The organism is Klebsiella sp. KP20-425-1 (genome assembly GCF_025813515.1).
Classification (GTDB): domain Bacteria; phylum Pseudomonadota; class Gammaproteobacteria; order Enterobacterales; family Enterobacteriaceae; genus Klebsiella; species Klebsiella pneumoniae.
The window spans coordinates 4013425-4031810 of the sequence record NZ_CP109614.1; the positions used below are offsets into that span (position 1 = coordinate 4013425).

Below are 18386 nucleotides of genomic sequence, written 5' to 3' on the forward strand. Positions count from 1 at the left end.
CCTCAGATAGACAGCTTTTTAACGCGCTTGCCGCCGTACAGCAGGTTCACGATGGCACGGGTGCCGACGATAGCGGTAAACATTGAGGTCGCGATACCGATACCGGTGGTAATCGCAAACCCTTTAATGGCACCGGTACCGACCGCGTACAGGATGATCACTTTGATAAGCGTCGTCACGTTGGCGTCGAAGATCGAGCTGAACGCGCCGCGATAACCTTCGTCAATCGCCTGCTGAACGGTACGCCCGTTGCTCAGCTCTTCTTTGATACGCTCGTTGATCAGAACGTTAGCATCGACCGCCACCGCAAGGGTTAACACGATCCCCGCGATGCCCGGCATGGTCAGCGTCGCCCCCGGGATCAGGGACATAATGCCGACAATCAGTATCAGGTTGGCAATCAGCGCCGAGGTCGCAATCAGGCCGAACTTCTTATAGAAGAGGATCATGAACAGGATAGAGACCACCAGACCGGCCAGACAGGCTTCCAGACCCTGCTTGATGTTCTGCATTCCCAGGGTTGGGCCGATAGTCCGCTCTTCGACGATCTGAATCGGCGCAATCAGCGCGCCGGCACGCAGCAGCAGCGACAGCTGACGCGCTTCGTTCGGATTGCTGATACCAGTGATACGGAAGCTGTTACCCAGACGCGACTGGATGTTGGCGATGTTAATCACCTCTTCCTCTTTCGCCAGGATAGCGCGACCGTTAGCGTCTTTCTTACCGCTGTCTTTATACTCCACGAACAGGGTCGCCATCGGCTTGCCGATGTTGTCCTTAGTGAAGTTAGACATGATGTTACCGCCCGCGCTGTCCAGCGAGATGTTAACCTGCGGCTGGTTGTACTCATCCATGCTGGAGGTCGAGTCGGTGATATGGTCCCCGGTCAGGATCACCCGCTTGTACAGCACTACCGGCTGGCCTTCACGCGTCTGCTTCACTTCCGAGTCGCCCGGCACGCGGCCAGAGGCGGCGGCGGACTGGTCCACGTTAGTATTGACCAGACGGAACTCGAGGGTCGCGGTCGCGCCAAGGATTTCCTTCGCACGCGCGGTATCCTGGATACCCGGCAGCTCAACCACGATGCGGTCAGCGCCCTGACGCTGAACCAGCGGCTCGGCGACGCCCAGCTGGTTCACACGGTTACGCAGGATATTAATGTTCTGCTGAACCGCGTACTCACGGGCTTCTTTCAGGCGCTCATCGGTCATCACCGCTTTCAGGCTGTTGTCACCCTGAGAGGAAATAACCAGATCGCGATGGCGAGGGCTGAGATAAGAGATAGCCTGGTCGCGCGCCGCGCTGTCGCGGAAGACGATGCTCAGACCGTAGTTGTCTTCTTTACGCACGGTCGCGTAAGGAATGCCTTTGTCGCGCAGCTCGCTGCGCAGGCTATCGATGTTCTGTTCCTGCAGTTTGCCTAACGCGGTGTCCATGTCGACTTCCATCAGGAAGTGCACGCCGCCGCGCAGATCAAGACCCAGCTTCATCGGCTCGGCATAGAGCGCCGCCAGCCAGCGTGGGGTTGCCGGAGCAAGGTTCAGCGCCACGACGTATTTGTCACCCAGCACGTTAAGCAGCGCTTCGCGCGCGCGCAGCTGGGTATCAGTGGTGTCGAAGCGCGCAAGAATAGCGCCCTCTTCCAGTGCCACAGACTTCGCGGTTATTTTTTCTTCTTGTAAAGTTTTCTGGACCTGGATCAGCGTTTGCTCACTGGCGGCGACGCCGCGCGCGCCAGTGATTTGAACAGCCGGATCCTCACCATACAGGTTGGGAAGCGCATAGATCAGGCCGACGACAATGACGACGACCAGCATGACGTACTTCCACAAAGGATAACGGTTTAACACGGCAGTTCCCTTTGGGAAAAGTTAGATTACAGCGCCTTCATGGTGCCTTTCGGCAGAACGGCAGCAACGAAGTCACGTTTGATAACCACTTCAGTGGTATCGTTCAGCGCGATAGCAATGTAGCCAGTTTCCGCTACTTTGGTCACGCGACCGACCAGACCGCCGTTGGTCAGCACTTCATCACCTTTGGCGATGGAGTTCATCAGGTTCTTATGTTCCTTGGTGCGCTTCTGCTGTGGACGCAGGATCATGAAGTAAAAAATCAGACCGAACACCACCAGCATCAGAATCAGAGACATCGGGCTGCCCTGCGCCGGTGCACCCGTTGCCGCTACCGCATCAGAAATAAAAAAGCTCATTGAAATTCCCTCATTATTAAAATTAATCAACGTTCAAAGGAGGCACGGTGCGCCCCTGACGTTGGTAAAAATCGGTCACGAAGCTCTCTAATTTACCCTCTTCGATAGCCTTGCGTAAACCAGCCATTAAACGCTGATAGTAGCGCAGGTTATGAATGGTATTGAGACGCGCGCCCAATATTTCGTTGCAACGGTCGAGGTGATGCAAGTAAGCGCGTGAATAATTGCGACATGTATAGCAATCACACTCGGCGTCCAGCGGCGCGGTATCGCTTTTGTGCTTCGCGTTGCGGATTTTCACCACGCCGTCGGTGACGAACAGGTGGCCGTTACGCGCGTTGCGCGTCGGCATGACGCAGTCGAACATATCGATACCGCGACGTACCCCTTCCACCAGATCTTCCGGCTTCCCGACGCCCATCAGGTATCGTGGTTTATCGGCCGGGATCTGCGGGCAGACGTGCTCCAGAATACGGTGCATGTCTTCCTTCGGCTCACCAACCGCCAAACCGCCGACAGCGTAGCCATCAAAGCCAATCTCTACCAGACCTTTCACCGAGATATCGCGTAAATCTTCGTAAACGCTACCCTGAATAATGCCGAACAGCGCATTTTTATTGCCAAGGCTATCGAAACGGTCGCGGCTGCGCTTCGCCCAGCGCAGAGACATCTCCATTGAGCGCTTGGCGTAATCCCAGTCCGCCGGGTACGGCGTACATTCGTCGAAGATCATCACGATGTCAGAGCCGAGATCGTACTGAATCTCCATCGATTTTTCCGGATCGAGGAAAATCGGATCGCCGTTGATCGGATTGCGGAAGTGGACGCCCTGCTCGGTGATCTTACGGATATCGCCAAGGCTGAACACCTGGAAACCGCCGGAGTCGGTCAGGATCGGTCCTTTCCACTGCATAAAATCGTGCAGATCGCCGTGCAGCTTCATGATCTCCTGACCCGGGCGCAGCCACAGGTGGAAGGTGTTGCCGAGAATAATCTGCGCGCCGGTGGCTTCCACCTCTTCCGGCGTCATCCCTTTGACGGTGCCGTAGGTGCCAACGGGCATAAAGGCCGGTGTTTCCACCACGCCGCGCTCAAACACCAGGCGACCGCGGCGGGCGCGACCGTCGGTGGTATCCAGTTCAAATTTCATGCTTGCTCCTGCGTCAGAAAAACAGTCCGACGTTTTCATACTCGCCACGGAATGATTCCGTAGCTAAAAAATGCGTTATGGCGTCTACAAGCCGGCGTACCGGCCTTTTCAGGGACGCTCAGAAATAGCCTGCGGATTGTACGTGATAAACATCGCATCCCCGTAGCTAAAAAAGCGATATTTCTGCTCAACCGCCACCTTATAGGCGTTCATGGTGTGCTGATAACCCGCAAACGCCGACACCAGCATAATCAGTGTGGATTCAGGGAGATGGAAGTTAGTCACCAGCGCATCGATCACCTGGTACTGATAACCCGGGTAGATGAAAATCTGCGTATCGTCGAAGAACGGCGCGATCAGCGCGTCTTTCGCCGCCTGCGCCGCGCTCTCCAGCGAACGTACCGAGGTGGTGCCCACCGCGATCACGCGGTTGCCGCGCGCTTTCGCCGCCAGCACCGCATCGACCACCTCCTGCGGCACTTCGGCATATTCGGAGTGCATGGTGTGCTCTTCAATGCTGTCGACGCGCACCGGCTGGAAGGTGCCCGCGCCCACATGCAGGGTGACAAACGCCATCTCAACGCCTTTGGCGCGCAGTTTGTCCAGCAGCGGTTCGTCGAAATGCAAACCGGCGGTCGGGGCGGCTACCGCGCCCGGCCTGGTGCCATAGACGGTTTGATAGAGCTCGCGGTCGGCGTCTTCGTCCGGGCGGTCAATATAGGGCGGCAGCGGCATATGGCCGATCCCGTTAAGGATCTCCAGCACCGGGCGCTCGTCGTTAAACTCCACTTCAAACAGCGCGCCATGGCGCGCCAGCATCGTGGCCTTAATGCTCTCGTCATCGCCCAGCAGCAGCTCGGCGCCCGGCTTCGGCGCTTTTGAGGCGCGAATATGGGCCAGGATGCGCTTATCATCCAGCATCCGCTCCACCAGCACTTCAATCTTGCCGCCGCTGGCCTTGCGGCCGAACAGACGCGCCGGGATCACCCGGGTGTTGTTAAACACCAGCAGATCGCCGGGATTGAGCTTATCGAGGATGTCGGTGAAGGTGCCATGCGTCAGCGCGCCCGTCGGCCCGTCCAGGGAGAGCAAGCGACAGCTACTGCGCTCAGGCATCGGATAGTGGGCGATCAGAGATTCGGGTAGTTCAAAAGCAAAATCGGTAACGCGCATGACGGTAACTCAGACTGAATAAAGAGGCGGGTAGTCTAGTGCCGGGGCGGTCTGGCTGCAACCTTTACCCCTCCGGATGAATGACATAATCTATATTCCAAATCATTCCGAATGCCGCCATGCGGCAACCGAATGCCTTACCGGTGGCAAAGGTGCCGCGCGCGGCCAGACAGCATGCCATTCGGCCACCGAGGCGGCGTTCAGCGCAACATCGGTGTTTCCACCTGCCCGCTCGTATTTAAAGGATGTCGTTTTATGAATTTTCTCGCCCACCTGCACCTGGCCCATCTCGCCGACAGTTCGCTGCCCGGCAACCTGATGGCCGACTTCGTGCGCGGCAACCCGCAGGGCGACTATCCGGCGGAGATCATCGACGGCATCTATATGCATCGGCGGATTGACGTGATGACTGACAACCTGGCGGAAGTCAAAGAGGCGCGGGAGTGGTTTCGCCCGCAGACCCGCCGCGTCGCCCCCATCACCCTCGACGTTATGTGGGATCATTTCCTGTCCCAGCACTGGGCGCAGCTCTCCCCTGACCTGCCGCTGGACGAGTTCGTACGCTACGCCGAGCGGCAGATCGTCCCCATCCTGCCCGACTCGCCGCCCCGCTTCGTCAATCTCAATCAATATCTGTGGTCGGAGCGCTGGCTGGAGCGCTATCGGGAAATGGATTTTATTCAGCGCGTGCTGAACGGCATGGCCAGCCGCCGTCCACGTCTCGAGGCGCTACGCGACTCCTGGCAGGATCTGGATATCCATTACGACCGTCTGGAGACGCAGTTCTGGCGCTTTTATCCGCAGATGATGCGCCTGGCAGAAAACAAACAGCTGTAATAGCCACGTCATTGATAGGTAAAAGCTGGCTGAACGATTGTTAGCGCCTCTTTGTGTTATTGCCGGGCAGGCTCTATACTTGCCCGCGTTGCGTTCCAAATAACCTTAGTAATTACAGGAGAATCAAATGGTTCTGGTCACTCGTCAAGCGCCGGATTTTACTGCAGCCGCTGTGCTGGGTAATGGTGAGATCGTTGAGAAATTCAATTTCAAACAGCACACCAACGGTAAACCTACCGTTCTGTTCTTCTGGCCGATGGACTTCACCTTCGTGTGCCCGTCTGAGCTGATCGCGTTCGACAAACGTTACGAAGAATTCCAGAAACGCGGCGTGGAAGTGGTTGGCGTTTCCTTCGACTCCGAGTTCGTGCACAACGCATGGCGTAACACCCCGGTAGACCAGGGCGGTATCGGCCCGGTTAAATACGCGATGGTTGCTGACATCAAACGTGAAATCCAGAAAGCTTACGGTATCGAGCATCCGGACGAAGGCGTAGCGCTGCGCGGCTCTTTCCTGATCGACGCTAACGGCGTGGTACGCCACCAGGTGGTTAACGACCTGCCGCTGGGCCGTAACATCGACGAAATGCTGCGTATGGTTGACGCCCTGCAGTTCCACGAAGAGCACGGCGAAGTCTGCCCGGCGCAGTGGGAAAAAGGAAAAGAAGGTATGGCCGCCTCTCCGGAAGGCGTTGCAAAATACCTGACCGAAAACGTTTCCAGCCTGTAATCGGCACGCGTTTTAATAAAAGGCTCGCTCAGGCGGGCCTTTTTTGTTAGCGGCGTCAAAATTTAAGAAAATGACCCGCCGATATTTGTGACCAGCGATACACTTCTGGCGAAAAAATTCGCCCTACCTCTCACTTTTTCTCTGCCAAATTTCAGCGTCAAAATACAAAGCCTTCATAACAGCCTGAAAAACTTATAAATTATTTATATCTTTTTCTGCCGGTACTTTGCCGTCGATGTGATCCCCATCAATATTTAAAACCGCGGATGTGATCTCATCCATCATTTTCATCAATGTATTTGGTCATGATTTAACTCAGGAACAGGAATACGTTCAGGAGCTGAGGATGGAAATTATTTTTGACCCGTCGTTAATCGCCCTTAAGCAGAATATTTCCCGTGCGGAAGAGGCCATCGAACTGGCGGGTTCATTACTTGCCAGGCGCCAGATTTGCAGCGCCGAATATGTCAACGAGATGCTGACGGTATATGAAGATTTTGGCGCCGCCATCGTGATAGATGACGGGATTGCCATGCCGCATGCCCGGCCGGAAAAAGGGGCATTACAGACCGGGTTCTCACTTGTCACCACCGCCACGCCAATCTCCTTCGGCCACGATGAGTTCGATCCGGTTTCCGTGGTCATCGCGATCGCCGGCGCCGATGCTGACAGTCATATCAAAATGATCCAACTGATAGCCTCGCTGATCGAGTCAGATATTGTGACCTTTCTTCAGCAGGAAAATGACGTTAATTCAGTCTTACATTTCATTCAAAAACAAATGGAGTAGTCATTATGTTAGTTATCAGAACGGTTTGTGGTAACGGTATTGGCAGCTCATTGATGGCTGCGAATAATGTGAAAAAGATCTGTGACGAATTAGGCATCAAAGCGGACGTCGCCTCGGTCGATTTTGCTAACGCCGTCGGGGAAAAAGCCGACCTTTACGTCACGATCAAAGAACTAGCAAATCAATTTCCGGCCCACTGTCATGTCGCCATCATTCGCAGCTACGTCCATAAAGCGAAGATCGCCGAGGATATTACCGATGCGCTGATGAAAATTGCTGCGACTCACTCTTAATCAGCATAGAGGGAACGACCATGCAGGCTATTCTTAGTTTCTTAACGGAAATATTCAGTCAACCCGCCTTTTTAATGGGGCTTATCGCCTTTGTTGGTTTAGTGGCGCTGCGCTCCCCCGGTAACAAACTGCTTACCGGCACATTAAAGCCGATTTTAGGCTATTTGATGTTGAGCGCTGGGGCAGGCGTTATCGTTGCCAATCTCAATCCGCTGGGCGGTATTATCGAGGCCGGATTTAATATCCGCGGCGTTATTCCGAACAATGAAGCCATTGTCTCCGTCGCCCAGAAAATGCTGGGCGTGGAAACCATGAGTATTTTACTGTTAGGCTTTATTTTCAATCTGATTATCGCCCGCTGTACCAAGTATAAATATATCTTTCTGACCGGCCATCATTCGTTCTTTCTCGCCTGCCTGTTCTCCGCCGTTCTGCAGGCGGCGGAGTTCCAGGGCTGGATGTTGATCCTGATCGGTGGATTCCTGTTGGGCTCATGGTCGGCCATCTCCCCGGCCATCGGTCAGCGTTACACCAGGCAGGTAACCGAAGACGGCGGGATCGCCATGGGCCATTTCGGCTCTCTCGGCTACTACCTCTCGGCATGGATCGCCAGCCGGACCGGCAATCCGGCAAATTCCTTCGCCGATACCGAAATTTCAGAAAAGTGGGGCTTTCTGCGCGATACCACGGTCACCACCGGTATCGTGATGTTTATTATCTACTTTGTCTGCAGCGCTGTCGCCGGGTCGGCGTACCTGAGCACCATCACCGACCAAAACATGCTGATCTTCTCGGTGCTGACCGGTCTGCAGTTCGCCGTTGGCGTAGCCATTGTCTATAACGGCGTGCGGCTGATCCTCGGCGATCTGGTGCCGGCGTTCCAGGGCATCAGCCAGAAGCTGATCCCGGACTCCATCCCGGCCGTTGACTGCGCGGTGTTCTTCACCTTTAGCCCCACCGCGGTGGTGGTGGGATTCATCAGCTCCTTTGTGGGCGGGCTGGTCGGGATGCTCTTGCTCGGCGGGCTGGGCATGGCGCTGATTATTCCCGGCATGGTGCCGCACTTCTTCTGCGGCGGCACGTCCGGCGTCTTCGCCGACAAACTGGGCGGTAAGCGCGGATGTATCATCGCCTCCTTTATCGGCGGGATCTTCCTCGCCTTCCTGCCGGCGATGCTGCTGCCGGCGCTCGGCAACCTCGGGTTTGAAAACAGCACCTTCGCCGATTTCGACTTCGCGGTATGGGGCATCATTATCGGGAATGCGTTCACCCAGTTTGGTCAGATCACTATCTATCTGATTTGTCTGGCGCTGCTCGTCGCGCTGCTGGCGCCTTTCTGCTTCCGTCACGTCCAGGTGGTGGGCAACACGCTCAGCTATGAGGAGCTGACGGCGAGGCAGAAAAATGAATAAGCGAGGTCATTTTTCCCGGCGGGAGGGCCACGCTTTCCGCCGCTGACAAATAATCAGGAGTGGTTATGGCTATTTTGTCCATTGGATTTGCTTGTTTCGATCAGTTTTTCTTTCTCAATGAATGGCCCCAGGAGAATACCAAAAACTTTTGTCATGATTTTATTGAAAGCGGCGGCGGTCCGGCGGCCAATGCGGCCTGGCTGCTGGGATTATGGGGCGAGGAGGTTTATTACATTGGTCATCTGCAGCAGGACCTTTACGGTCAGCGCATTATCGATGAGTTTGCCGAGGCGGGGGTGGATACCAGCCAGGTGGTTTTCTCCGATGACATGATCACCCCGCTGGCCTCGGTGCTGGTCAATCGCTTAACGGGTTCGCGGACGATTATTACCCGCAAGATGCAAACGCCGCCTTCCCTGACCTACGAGCAAAAGCTCAAACTGGACGACCTCGCCGAGCGACTGATTGCCAGCGAGGAGCCGGTCACCATTTTAATTGACGGCCATGAGGCGGAAATCAGTGAATATTTAATTAAGAAACTGCCCAACGCCAGGGTCGTGATGGACGGCGGGTCACTGCGCGCCAGCAATATTAAACTGGCGGCCTGGACTGACTATTTTGTAGTGAGCGAACATTTCGCCCGCGATTATATGAGCTATCGCTCGCTGAGCACCGAAGCAGAAATTAAAGCGGCCCTGATTGAGTTGAATAAAATTTGCCGCGGTGAAGCATTTATTACCCTTGGCGAAAAAGGCTGCGCTTTTTTAAAAAGCGGTATGCTGCAGATCGTCCCGTCCTGGCTGTGCAATGCCGTTGATACCACCGGCGCCGGGGATGTATTTCACGGCGCCTTCACCTATGGCGTCCATTACTCATGGCATATCGATAACATTATTTTATTTGCCAGCCTGACCGCCGCCATTTCTATTGAGAAAAAAGGGGTTCGGGAATCGATGCCGGACCTGGCGGTCGTCCACCACTCGTTAAATAGCTACGAGAGAAACTTAACGCAATATTTTGAAGAATAACTGCATTTAATAAATATCAAGAGGTGAATATGTTAGTGTCGATGAAGGACATGCTTCAGCATGCCCTGCGGGACGGCTACGCCGTCGGTCAGTTCAACATTAATAATCTGGAATGGGTCGGCGCCGTATTAAGCACCGCCCAGCAGTGCCGCTCACCGGTTATTTTGGGGGTGTCCGGCGGCACGGTTAAGCATATGCTCGGGTTAAAATGTATTCATGACATCGTGGTTAACGCCATGGAGTATTTGCATATTGATGTTCCGGTGGCGCTGCATCTGGATCATGGCACCTCCCGGGAGGCCTGCGAAGCGGCGATCGCCGCCGGCTTCAGTTCCATTATGTTTGATGGCTCGCATCTGCCGTTCAGGGAAAACCTGGCCATTACTCGCCACCTGGTGACGCTGGCCCACAGCAAAGGTATCTCTGTGGAGGCCGAACTGGGGACCATCGCCGGCAGTGAAGACGGCATTGTCAATTCCGAAGTCATCTACGCCGATCCGCAGGAGTGCTACACCCTGGTGACAGAAACCCAGGTGGATTGCCTCGCCGCCGCGCTGGGCTCCACCCATGGTCTGTATAAAGGTAAAGCCCGGCTGGGATTTACCGAGATGAAAGCCATTGCCGAGCAGGTGAAGGTTCCGCTGGTGCTGCATGGCGGCACCGGAATTGCCGATGAGGATATGCGCCGGGCGATTGCCTGCGGCACCGCCAAGATTAACGTTAATACCGAAAATATGTACGCCTGGTGCCAACAGGTGAAAGCAATTTTCGCCGCCGACACCGGACACGATGTGAACGATCCGCGGAAAGTCATCGCCCAGGGACTGCAGCCGGTACGCGAGATGATTGCCCGCCGCATGGCGCTCTTTGGCTCAGAGCAGCGCTATTGACGCCGGGCCTGCGGCTGAAACCACCGCCCCGACGCTGCCGGGGCGGTGGCGTCAGGTATCAAAAGGCAAAGCAGGAGCAGCCCAGCACGCCCCAGAAGGCCTGCTCGTCAGAGACCGGAATCGACGACTTACGCGCAATATCATGCTGATGGCCGTGGACGCCACAGCTACCGCAGCACTGGTGCATCTGCACCATGGCGCCGATTTTAGCCGTCGCCGGCGGAGCGGAACGGTAATGGCCCGGGACCTTCACCACCGGCGACCACTCCGGCAGCACCGGGATCGGCGGCGGCGCCAGCGGCGAGAAGTGACCGGCGGCGTACACCACTTTGCCGTCAACCACCGTCAGCACCGACTCAATGCCTTTGATCTCCTCTTCCGCGACGCTGAAGTAGTCTTTCGACAGCACCACCAGATCGGCAAGCTGACCGGCGGCCAGACGGCCTTTCTTGCCCTGCTCGCTGGAGAACCAGGCGCTGCCCGCCGTCCACAGCTCCAGCGCGACATCGCGCGGCAGGCGGTTGGCGTCGTCATACATCGCCATCCCGCCAACGGTGCGCCCGGAGACCAGCCAGTACAGCGCGGTCCACGGGTTATAGCTGGCGACGCGGGTCGCATCGGTGCCCAGCCCCACCGGCACGTCCAGCGCCAGCATCTTTGCTACCGGCGGGGTATGTTTCACCGCCTCTTTGCCGTAGCGATCGACAAAATATTCGCCCTGGAAGGCCATCCGATGCTGCACCGCAATACCGCCCCCCAGCGCCTTCACCCGCTCAATGTTACGCTCGGTAATGGTCTCGGCATGATCGAAGAACCAGTGCAGGCCATTAAACGGGATATCGCGGTTCACCTTCTCAAACACGTCCAGCATCCGGCTGATGGACTCATCGTAGGTGGCATGCAGGCGGAACGGCCAGCGATGCTCCACCAGATGGCGTACCACCCGCTCCAGCTCATCCTCCATGCCTTGCGGCAGATCCGGCCGCGGCTGCAGGAAATCTTCAAAATCCGCCGCCGAAAATACCAGCATCTCGCCGGCGCCGTTGGCGCGATAGAAGTCAGTCCCCTGCCCCGGCTTCAGCATGTCGGTCCAGCGTTCAAAATCCTCCAGCTCCTGCTTCGGCCGCTGAGTAAACAGGTTGTAGGCGATGCGCACGGTCATCTGATCTTTCGCGTGCAGCTGTTCGATAATTTCGTAATCTTCCGGATAGTTCTGGAAGCCGCCTCCGGCGTCGATGGCGCTGGTCAGCCCCAGTCGGTTCAGCTCGCGCATAAATTGACGGGTGGAGTTCACCTGCAGATCCAGCGGCAGCTTCGGCCCCTTGGCCAGCGTAGCGTAAAGGATCATGGCGTTCGGTTTGGCGATCAGCATCCCGGTCGGGTTGCCGTGGCTATCGCGGACGATCTCGCCGCCCGCCGGATCCGGCGTCTCTTTGGTATATCCCACGGCTTTCAGCGCCGCACGGTTCAACAGCGCGCGATCGTAGAGATGGAGCACAAACACCGGCGTATCAGGCGCCGCCTCGTTCAGCTCTTCCAGGGTCGGCATCCGCCGCTCGGCGAACTGAAATTCGCTCCAGCCGCCGACCACCCGCACCCACTGCGGGGACGGCGTGCGATCCGCCTGATCCTTCAGCATTCGCAGGGCATCCGCCAGCGAGGGGACGCCCTCCCAGCGGAGCTCAAGGTTGTAGTTCAACCCACCGCGGATCAGGTGCAGGTGAGAATCGTTGAGGCCCGGGATCACCGTATGCCCTTTGAGATCGACGATTTGCGTCCCCTCGGCGGCAAAGCTCATGATCCGATCGTGACTTCCGGTGGCAACAATTTTTCCGTCGGCGATGGCCACGGCTTCCGCCAGGGGATTCGCACGATCGAGGGTATGAATCTGACCGTGGGTCAGAATCAGTGTGGCAGTTTGCGACATAACGCACTCCTTGAGGAGGCTGACTCAGTTTTTCTTCAACCAGCCAGCAAACAGGCGGGTCACGATGGGCATCCAGAACCAGACCACCAGCGCAACCACGCAGGCATCATTGATGAGGTGCAGCAGCAGGCTCCCCTTAAGCGACGGCAGCAGCATGCCGGTCACCGCAGGCACCAGGTTGGTGCTGGGGAAAATCACCAGCAGGGTGATCAGAAACTGTTTCCAGCGCCGCGGCTGGCGTACGTTCACCGTCGGCGGGGTAAACCAGAAGGCCGGTTCAGTCCGCACCTCAGTCCGATCGCCTTCCGTCAGCAGTGGGGCAATCTCAGCCACCAGTTGCCGACGGGTTTCCGACTGCGTCCAGGCGTAGAGGTGCTCCAGGGTATCGAAGCGGATTATGACGCTCCACAGATTCTGCCCTGCGGCGGGCCGGATCACATTTGCCCCAAGATGGCCGGGAAATTCTGCCGCAATGGGCATAATTTTACCGAGCCACTCTTCGTAGCGCTGGCTGTGTTGCGGATCGAGCAGATGGCTGATAACCAGGGTCACCGATTTTTGCTGCGCCATGACGAGTTCCTTGCTTCAGGGAAATGGCCGGTTTTCTCCTGCCACTCTCCATAAATGATCTGACACAACATCCTTCATGCTGCGTTGAAGCGGCAGGCGGGCACGTCCCCGTGAACTTGAATAAATTCAGTAGCTGGGGACGGACAAATGCAGCCAACAACGCAACAGCCTGAAGGATGGAGTGATTTACGCTTTACGCTCCGGCGCGCCATGCACCATGGTATAAGCGTAATCCACGCCCATCCCGTAGGCGCCGCTGTGTTCGCGCACCAGGTCCATTACCGCATCGTAGGTCGCTTTGCGCGACCAGTCGCGCTGGTACTCCAGCAGCACCTGCTGCCAGGTCACCGGCACCGCCCCCGCCTGCACCATCCGGTCAATAGACCGCTCATGGGCGTCGACAGAGGTGCCGCCGGAGGTATCCGTCACTACATAGACCTCGTAGCCCGCCTCCAGCGCCATCAACGCCGGGAAAGTCAGGCAGACTTCGGTCCACAGAGCGGAGATCACCAGCTTTTTACGGCCGGTCGCTTTCACCGCTGCCACAAACGCATCGTCTTCCCAGGAGTTCATGGAGGTACGTTCAATCGGCTTGACGTCAGGATGCACGGCCAATAATTCCGGCCAGATATAGCCGCTAAAGCTTTTGGTCTCTACGGAGGTATAAATCACCGGTACATTAAAAATTTTGCCCGCTTTCGCCAGCGCCACGGTGTTATTTTTCAGGGTCTGGCGATCGATATTCGCCACGCCAAAGGACATTTGCGGCTGATGGTCAATAAAGATAAGCGCGGAATTAGTGGGATCGAGCAGTTCACGAATAGACATTAAATACCTTCTTAATCAATTAGTTAAAAAGATTACATGATGATTAATGCGTCGTGTGGATCCTGACTGATAAAGCATGGTGAGTATAGCCAGTTATTTCTAACAAGTTATTAAGGATTTTTTATGGTTTATATTTTTTGCCGCGACCAGGATTTATTCACGCCTGTTTTAATCAAATTTTTACGCCAAACTGTTCTGATTTATTCACTGGCTTTGATTATTGCGCTTAGGTACAACAGAGAAAACAAATTAATGGATAGCTTCATATGCGCGTAAACTTTGATGTTTTGATGATCCTTGATGCCCTTGACCGCCACGGATCCTTCGCCACCGCCGCGGAGTCGCTGTATAAACCCCCCGCCGCTCTGAGCTATATGATCCAGAAGCTGGAGAGCGATCTGAACATCGTGCTGTTGGATCGTTCCGGCCATCGGGCAAAATTTACCGATACCGGGCGGCTGATGCTGGAGAAGGGGCGACAGCTTTTAAGTGCCGCCAGAGATCTGGAAAAGCAGGCCCAGCAGCTGAGCGCGGGCTGGGAGCGAGAGCTAGCCATCGCCCTTGACGCCTCATTTCCCTTTTCGGCCCTGCTGCCGCTGATCGCCGAGTTTTACGCGCAAAACCCACAGACGCGACTGAACTTCAGCCATCACACCCTCGCCGGTTCGTGGGAAGAGCTGACCCATCATGGGGCGGATATTATCCTCGGCGCCATCAATGAGCCGCCCACCTCCGCGGAGTGGTCATGGCAAACCCTCGGCGCGTTGGATAACATCTTCGTCGTCGCCCCCCATCACCCGCTGGCTCAGGCGAAGGAGCCACTGGCCAATAAACAGCTCAGCCAGCATCGGGCCATCGTGATCCGCGACAGCGCCCGCTATTGCCATCCGCTCAACAGCAATCTCCTCGACGAGCAGCCGCAAATCGGCGTCGATGATTTCGCCAGTAAAGTCGAACTATTGTGCGCCGGGCTGGGCTGCGGCTTTCTGCCGCGCCATATCGCTCGCCCGTGGCTGGTAAAAGGCAGTCTGGTGGAGAAAAGCGTCGCCTGCTGGCGGGAAAAGGATATTACCTATATGGCCTGGCGCAGCGGGAATGATGGGCTGGCTCAGCGCTGGTGGCGGGAGGCGCTCCTCCGCGGCGACCTGCTGAGCCAGCTCTACCATTAACGGCCGGACCAGACGTTGGCGGAGATGGCCGGGAGGGTCAGCACCCCGTCCTGGAAGGCGCCGGCGCCCTCCTGCAGCGTCCACCCGGCCACGTTCAGCAGCGGGGAATCTTCAATAACCACCTCGCAGGCTTCCCCGCGGTTAATCGCCACCAGCACCCGCTGCTGTTTGTAGACGCGGACAAACACCACCACGTTATCCTCGGCGTAAATCACCTGACAGCCGCCATAGCGCAGCGCCTGGTGGGCCTTACGCAGTTTCGCCATCCGCTGATACAGCGCCAGCAGCTGGGTATCCTGCAGCGCCGGATCCCACGGGAACGGTTTGCGGCAGAACGGATCGTTATTGCCATCCACGCCCACCTCGTCGCCATAGTAGATGCACGGTACCCCCGGCCAGCTGAACAGCCACACCACCGCCAGCGGCAGGCGCGCTACGTCTTTGCCAAGAAGAGATTTAAAACGCGCCGTATCATGGCTGTCGAGCTGGTTGAACATCCGCAGCTGCTGCTGATGCGACAGCCCGGCGCGATAATTATCCATCCACGCCATACAGGTCTGGGCGTCTATTTTCTGCGGATCGTAAGAAATATCGGTATTGGCGAGGAATCCCCAGATCGGGAAGGTGAAGCCGCGATAGTTCATCGCCGCGTCTTCGGCATCCGCCTGCAGCCACTGGCGCGCGTCGCCAAAATGTTCGCCAAAGACAAAAGCTTCCGGCTGCGCTTGCTTCGCTGCCTGGGTAATGCCGGCGATATGCTGCAGGTTATTCCGCGCCCCGCCGCCTTCGCCCAGCATATGCACCACGTCCAGACGCCAGCCGTCCATGCTCCATGGCGCCTTCAGCCAGTGGCGTACGATACTGTCTTCACCGGCATAGATCTCGTTGACCAGGCTGGTCGACCGATAGTCGAGCTTCGGCAGACTGGCATAGCCCAGCCAGTTGTGCGCCTGCCCCTCCTCTGAGAAGGTAAACCAGTCGCGCCACGGGGAGTCCGGATCGTGGCCGGCGCCGCCGCTGCCCTGCTGGTGACGATCGAACCAGGGATGGGAATCGCCGGTATGGTTGAACACGCCGTCGAGGATCATGCGCATTCCCGCCCGCTGGGTGTTGTGGCGCAGCCGGAGCAGCGCCGCGTCGCCGCCAAACTGCGGATCGACGCGCCGATAATCCTCGGTATCGTATTTATGCACGCTGGGGGCGGCGAAAACCGGGTTCAGATACAGAGCGGTTACGCCGAGCTGCTTCAGGTAGGGAAGTTTTTCGCTGATGCCGTCGAGATCCCCGCCGTAGAACGTCGACCCGCCCGCCTCGCCGGTAAGCGGGTCGTCCCACGCCTTGCGCACAATCTCCCGCCCCGCCGCGTGATGGTAATAGACCGCATCCTGGTCGGCGTCACGCGCGGCGCTGCGGGCAAAGCGATCGGGGAAAATTTGATAGAACACCTGATCGGCCACCCATTGCGGGCCGGCGTCCGGCAGGTCAATGGCGAACTGCTCCAGTCTGGCCGGCGGAAATCGGGTGAAGCCTTGTGGCGTAAACCAGCGCTGATGGTCGGCCCACAGCAGCTTAAAGCTGTAGCGGCGGCGCGGCTGACCGCTGGCGAGAGAGATTTCGCCGCGCCATGCCACCACGCCTGGCTGTGGCGCCTGGCGGAGCCGCTGCATCGGCAGCGACAGCTCTTCGTTATCCTCTTCCGCGCGCAGCGTGATCCGCTGCGGCAGCGACTCACCGCTTAACCACAGAGTAATAAACAGTCGGTCCTGTTGCACCTTGATAAAGGGTGCAACCGGAAGGTGCCATGCCTTCAACATCGTGAATCCTCATTGTGCAGAATGGGCACACCTTGCCATAGCCGCCGGGCGCAGAACTCATCATCTCAGAACTTTTTGGGGGAGGATAACGGGGGAGGACGCGGGACCGCAAGCCGCCCCGGCCGCGCGATGCTGACCGGGGCGATGTCGATTACTGAGCCTGCGCCAGGCGGCGCTCACGGCGGGTCTTAAAGACCCAGCCGAGCAGCAACAGCGCAATCCACGCCATACCGACGTACAGCGAGATGCGGGTGTCCGGATGATAGCCGATAAGGGCGATAATAAAGGCCAGGAACAGCAGGCCGATCACCGTGGTCACCACCCCGCCAGGGACTTTGAATTTCAGCGCCTTAACCTCTTCGGGCGACAGACGGCGGCGGAAGGCTATCTGTGACAGCAGGATCATAATCCACACCCACACCGTGGCGAAGGTGGCCAGGGAGGCGATCACCAGGAAAACGTTCTCCGGCATGATGTAATTTAGGTATACCGCAAACAGCAGCGCAATGGTCATCACCATCACCGTCACCCACGGAATACCGCGACGCGACGTTTTAGCGAACACCTTCGGCGCGCTGCCCTGCTCAGCCATGCCGTGCAGCATACGGCCCACGCCAAACACGTCGGAGTTAATCGCCGACAGCGAAGCCGTCAGGACCACGAAGTTAAGAATACTGGCCGCGAAGGTAATGCCCAGATGCTGGAAGGTCAGGACGAAGGGGCTGCCGTCGGTTCCCACCTGATTCCACGGGTAGATGGACATAATGACGAACAGCGTGCCGACGTAGAACACCAGAATGCGCATCGGCACCGAGTTGATGGCGCGCGGAATGGATTTCTCCGGGTCCTTCGCCTCACCGGCGGTAATGCCGATGATTTCGATGCCGCCGTAAGCGAACATCACCATCTGCAGCGACATCACCATTCCCAGCCAGCCGTTGCTGAAGAAGCCGCCGTTGCTCCACAGGTTATGAATCCCCGTCGGCTGGCCGCCGTTGCCGATCCCCCAGATAATGATGCCGAACCCGGCGAGGATCATGATGATAATGGTGGCCACTTTGAAGAACGAGAACCAGAACTCCAGCTCGCCAAACACCTTGACGCTCATCAGGTTGACGGCGCAGATGATCAGCACCACGCTGAGCACCCAGATCCAGTGCGGCACCGTCGGGAACCAGACGCCCATGTAGATGCCGAAGGCGGTAACGTCGGCGATGGCGACGATCAGGATTTCAAAGCAGTAGGTCCAGCCGGTGATATAGCCCGCCAGTCCGCCGAGGTTTTCCTGGGCATAGCGGGAGAATGAGCTGGCGGCAGGGTTATGCACCGACATCTCACCGAGCGCCCGCATAATGATATATGCCGCGACGCCGCCGATAATGTAGGCCAACAGTACGCTGGGTCCGGCCATTTTAATGGCGTCGGCCGAGCCGTAAAAAAGCCCGGTGCCGATGGCGGAACCCAGGGCCATAAAGCGAATGTGCCGGGTGCTTAGCCCGCGCTTAAGCTTGTTACTACTTTCCATCGTGGTTTTTCAATGCCGTTTAACACAAAAAATAAAAAACC

The 18386-nt window shown here is 57.1% G+C and carries 18 protein-coding genes and 1 pseudogene; 8 read left to right on the plus strand and 11 right to left on the minus strand.

The features are described from left to right. Nucleotides 1-2: 2 nt before the first annotated feature. From secD to OHJ17_RS19745, 5 genes are all read right to left on the minus strand, one after another. The gene (secD, locus tag OHJ17_RS19725) at nt 3-1850 is read right to left on the minus strand and encodes a protein translocase subunit SecD (protein WP_002890400.1); all 1848 of its coding nucleotides are present in this window, start codon (nt 1848-1850) and stop codon (nt 3-5) included. Nucleotides 1851-1876: 26 nt separating this feature from the next. Beyond that, the gene (yajC, locus tag OHJ17_RS19730) at nt 1877-2209 is read right to left on the minus strand and encodes a preprotein translocase subunit YajC (protein ID WP_002890398.1); all 333 of its coding nucleotides are present in this window, start codon (nt 2207-2209) and stop codon (nt 1877-1879) included. A gap of 22 nt (nt 2210-2231) precedes the next feature. After that, nucleotides 2232-3359, minus strand: coding sequence for a tRNA guanosine(34) transglycosylase Tgt (gene tgt, locus OHJ17_RS19735; protein ID WP_002890395.1), 1128 nt, complete (start codon nt 3357-3359; stop codon nt 2232-2234). A gap of 108 nt (nt 3360-3467) precedes the next feature. After that, nucleotides 3468-4532, minus strand: coding sequence for a tRNA preQ1(34) S-adenosylmethionine ribosyltransferase-isomerase QueA (queA, locus tag OHJ17_RS19740; RefSeq protein WP_002890390.1), 1065 nt, complete (start codon nt 4530-4532; stop codon nt 3468-3470). 64 nt (nt 4533-4596) lie between these two features. Continuing rightward, the gene (locus OHJ17_RS19745; RefSeq protein ID WP_004218831.1) at nt 4597-4713 is read right to left on the minus strand and encodes a hypothetical protein; all 117 of its coding nucleotides are present in this window, start codon (nt 4711-4713) and stop codon (nt 4597-4599) included. 74 nt (nt 4714-4787) lie between these two features. Here OHJ17_RS19745 and acpH point away from each other — a divergent pair, with 74 nt between their 5' ends. Together acpH and OHJ17_RS19755 are read left to right on the plus strand one after the other, a co-directional pair. Further along, a complete protein-coding gene (gene acpH / locus OHJ17_RS19750) occupies nt 4788-5369 on the plus strand; it encodes an ACP phosphodiesterase (protein ID WP_012737492.1) in 582 nt (193 codons plus the stop codon). A gap of 127 nt (nt 5370-5496) precedes the next feature. Continuing rightward, entirely contained in the window at nt 5497-6099 is a 603-nt protein-coding gene (locus OHJ17_RS19755) for a peroxiredoxin (protein ID WP_004178733.1), read from the plus strand. A gap of 123 nt (nt 6100-6222) precedes the next feature. On the opposite strand, the pseudogene OHJ17_RS19760 reads toward OHJ17_RS19755, so the two are convergent. Further along, nucleotides 6223-6390 (minus strand): annotated as a pseudogene (locus OHJ17_RS19760) (hypothetical protein). Nucleotides 6391-6445: 55 nt separating this feature from the next. On the opposite strand from OHJ17_RS19760, the gene OHJ17_RS19765 reads away from it, so the two are divergent. From OHJ17_RS19765 to fba, 5 genes are all read left to right on the plus strand, one after another. Next, nucleotides 6446-6889 carry a PTS sugar transporter subunit IIA gene (locus OHJ17_RS19765; protein ID WP_002890380.1) on the plus strand — a complete coding sequence of 148 codons (444 nt, stop codon included), beginning with the start codon at nt 6446-6448 and terminating at the stop codon, nt 6887-6889. 5 nt (nt 6890-6894) lie between these two features. Further along, a complete protein-coding gene (locus OHJ17_RS19770; RefSeq protein WP_002890376.1) occupies nt 6895-7182 on the plus strand; it encodes a PTS sugar transporter subunit IIB in 288 nt (95 codons plus the stop codon). 20 nt (nt 7183-7202) lie between these two features. Then, nucleotides 7203-8594 (plus strand): PTS ascorbate transporter subunit IIC, encoded by a 1392-nt coding sequence (locus OHJ17_RS19775; protein ID WP_032432656.1) that lies wholly within the window; start codon nt 7203-7205, stop codon nt 8592-8594. A 65-nt stretch (nt 8595-8659) separates the two neighbouring features. Next, nucleotides 8660-9622 (plus strand): carbohydrate kinase family protein, encoded by a 963-nt coding sequence (locus OHJ17_RS19780; protein WP_002890372.1) that lies wholly within the window; start codon nt 8660-8662, stop codon nt 9620-9622. A gap of 35 nt (nt 9623-9657) precedes the next feature. After that, nucleotides 9658-10512 carry a class II fructose-1,6-bisphosphate aldolase gene (gene fba, locus OHJ17_RS19785; RefSeq protein ID WP_004218830.1) on the plus strand — a complete coding sequence of 285 codons (855 nt, stop codon included), beginning with the start codon at nt 9658-9660 and terminating at the stop codon, nt 10510-10512. A gap of 58 nt (nt 10513-10570) precedes the next feature. Here fba and OHJ17_RS19790 read toward each other — a convergent pair whose 3' ends face one another. The 3 genes from OHJ17_RS19790 to OHJ17_RS19800 all read right to left on the minus strand — a co-directional run bounded on the left by OHJ17_RS19790 (nt 10571) and on the right by OHJ17_RS19800 (nt 13837). Then, the gene (locus tag OHJ17_RS19790) at nt 10571-12439 is read right to left on the minus strand and encodes an amidohydrolase (protein ID WP_002890368.1); all 1869 of its coding nucleotides are present in this window, start codon (nt 12437-12439) and stop codon (nt 10571-10573) included. A 24-nt stretch (nt 12440-12463) separates the two neighbouring features. Then, the gene (locus tag OHJ17_RS19795) at nt 12464-13009 is read right to left on the minus strand and encodes an antibiotic biosynthesis monooxygenase (protein ID WP_002890365.1); all 546 of its coding nucleotides are present in this window, start codon (nt 13007-13009) and stop codon (nt 12464-12466) included. A 186-nt stretch (nt 13010-13195) separates the two neighbouring features. Next, on the minus strand, nt 13196-13837 hold the full coding sequence (locus OHJ17_RS19800) for a hydrolase (RefSeq protein WP_002890357.1): 642 nt from the start codon (nt 13835-13837) through the stop codon (nt 13196-13198). Nucleotides 13838-14103: 266 nt separating this feature from the next. Between OHJ17_RS19800 and OHJ17_RS19805 the strand changes: the two genes are divergently transcribed. Beyond that, nucleotides 14104-15006 carry a LysR substrate-binding domain-containing protein gene (locus OHJ17_RS19805; RefSeq protein ID WP_004218829.1) on the plus strand — a complete coding sequence of 301 codons (903 nt, stop codon included), beginning with the start codon at nt 14104-14106 and terminating at the stop codon, nt 15004-15006. On the opposite strand, the gene malZ is transcribed toward OHJ17_RS19805, so the two are convergent. Further along, entirely contained in the window at nt 15003-16820 is a 1818-nt protein-coding gene (gene malZ / locus OHJ17_RS19810) for a maltodextrin glucosidase (protein WP_004147293.1), read from the minus strand. The genes OHJ17_RS19805 and malZ overlap by 4 nt on opposite strands. Before the next feature lie 151 nt (nt 16821-16971). Beyond that, the gene (proY, locus tag OHJ17_RS19815) at nt 16972-18345 is read right to left on the minus strand and encodes a proline-specific permease ProY (RefSeq protein ID WP_002890348.1); all 1374 of its coding nucleotides are present in this window, start codon (nt 18343-18345) and stop codon (nt 16972-16974) included. Between the last annotated feature and the right edge of the window lie 41 nt (nt 18346-18386).

Coding starts and splice junctions, on each gene's coding strand:
- yajC (WP_002890398.1), bottom strand. CDS start 2,209: ATGAGCTTTTTTATTTCTGATGCGGTAGCGGCAACGGGTGCACCGGCG.
- tgt (WP_002890395.1), bottom strand. CDS start 3,359: ATGAAATTTGAACTGGATACCACCGACGGTCGCGCCCGCCGCGGTCGC.
- queA (WP_002890390.1), bottom strand. CDS start 4,532: ATGCGCGTTACCGATTTTGCTTTTGAACTACCCGAATCTCTGATCGCC.
- OHJ17_RS19745 (WP_004218831.1), bottom strand. CDS start 4,713: ATGGCATGCTGTCTGGCCGCGCGCGGCACCTTTGCCACCGGTAAGGCA.
- acpH (WP_012737492.1), top strand. CDS start 4,788: ATGAATTTTCTCGCCCACCTGCACCTGGCCCATCTCGCCGACAGTTCG.
- OHJ17_RS19755 (WP_004178733.1), top strand. CDS start 5,497: ATGGTTCTGGTCACTCGTCAAGCGCCGGATTTTACTGCAGCCGCTGTG.
- OHJ17_RS19765 (WP_002890380.1), top strand. CDS start 6,446: ATGGAAATTATTTTTGACCCGTCGTTAATCGCCCTTAAGCAGAATATT.
- OHJ17_RS19770 (WP_002890376.1), top strand. CDS start 6,895: ATGTTAGTTATCAGAACGGTTTGTGGTAACGGTATTGGCAGCTCATTG.
- OHJ17_RS19775 (WP_032432656.1), top strand. CDS start 7,203: ATGCAGGCTATTCTTAGTTTCTTAACGGAAATATTCAGTCAACCCGCC.
- OHJ17_RS19780 (WP_002890372.1), top strand. CDS start 8,660: ATGGCTATTTTGTCCATTGGATTTGCTTGTTTCGATCAGTTTTTCTTT.
- OHJ17_RS19790 (WP_002890368.1), bottom strand. CDS start 12,439: ATGTCGCAAACTGCCACACTGATTCTGACCCACGGTCAGATTCATACC.
- OHJ17_RS19795 (WP_002890365.1), bottom strand. CDS start 13,009: ATGGCGCAGCAAAAATCGGTGACCCTGGTTATCAGCCATCTGCTCGAT.
- OHJ17_RS19800 (WP_002890357.1), bottom strand. CDS start 13,837: ATGTCTATTCGTGAACTGCTCGATCCCACTAATTCCGCGCTTATCTTT.
- OHJ17_RS19805 (WP_004218829.1), top strand. CDS start 14,104: ATGCGCGTAAACTTTGATGTTTTGATGATCCTTGATGCCCTTGACCGC.
- malZ (WP_004147293.1), bottom strand. CDS start 16,820: ATGTTGAAGGCATGGCACCTTCCGGTTGCACCCTTTATCAAGGTGCAA.
- proY (WP_002890348.1), bottom strand. CDS start 18,345: ATGGAAAGTAGTAACAAGCTTAAGCGCGGGCTAAGCACCCGGCACATT.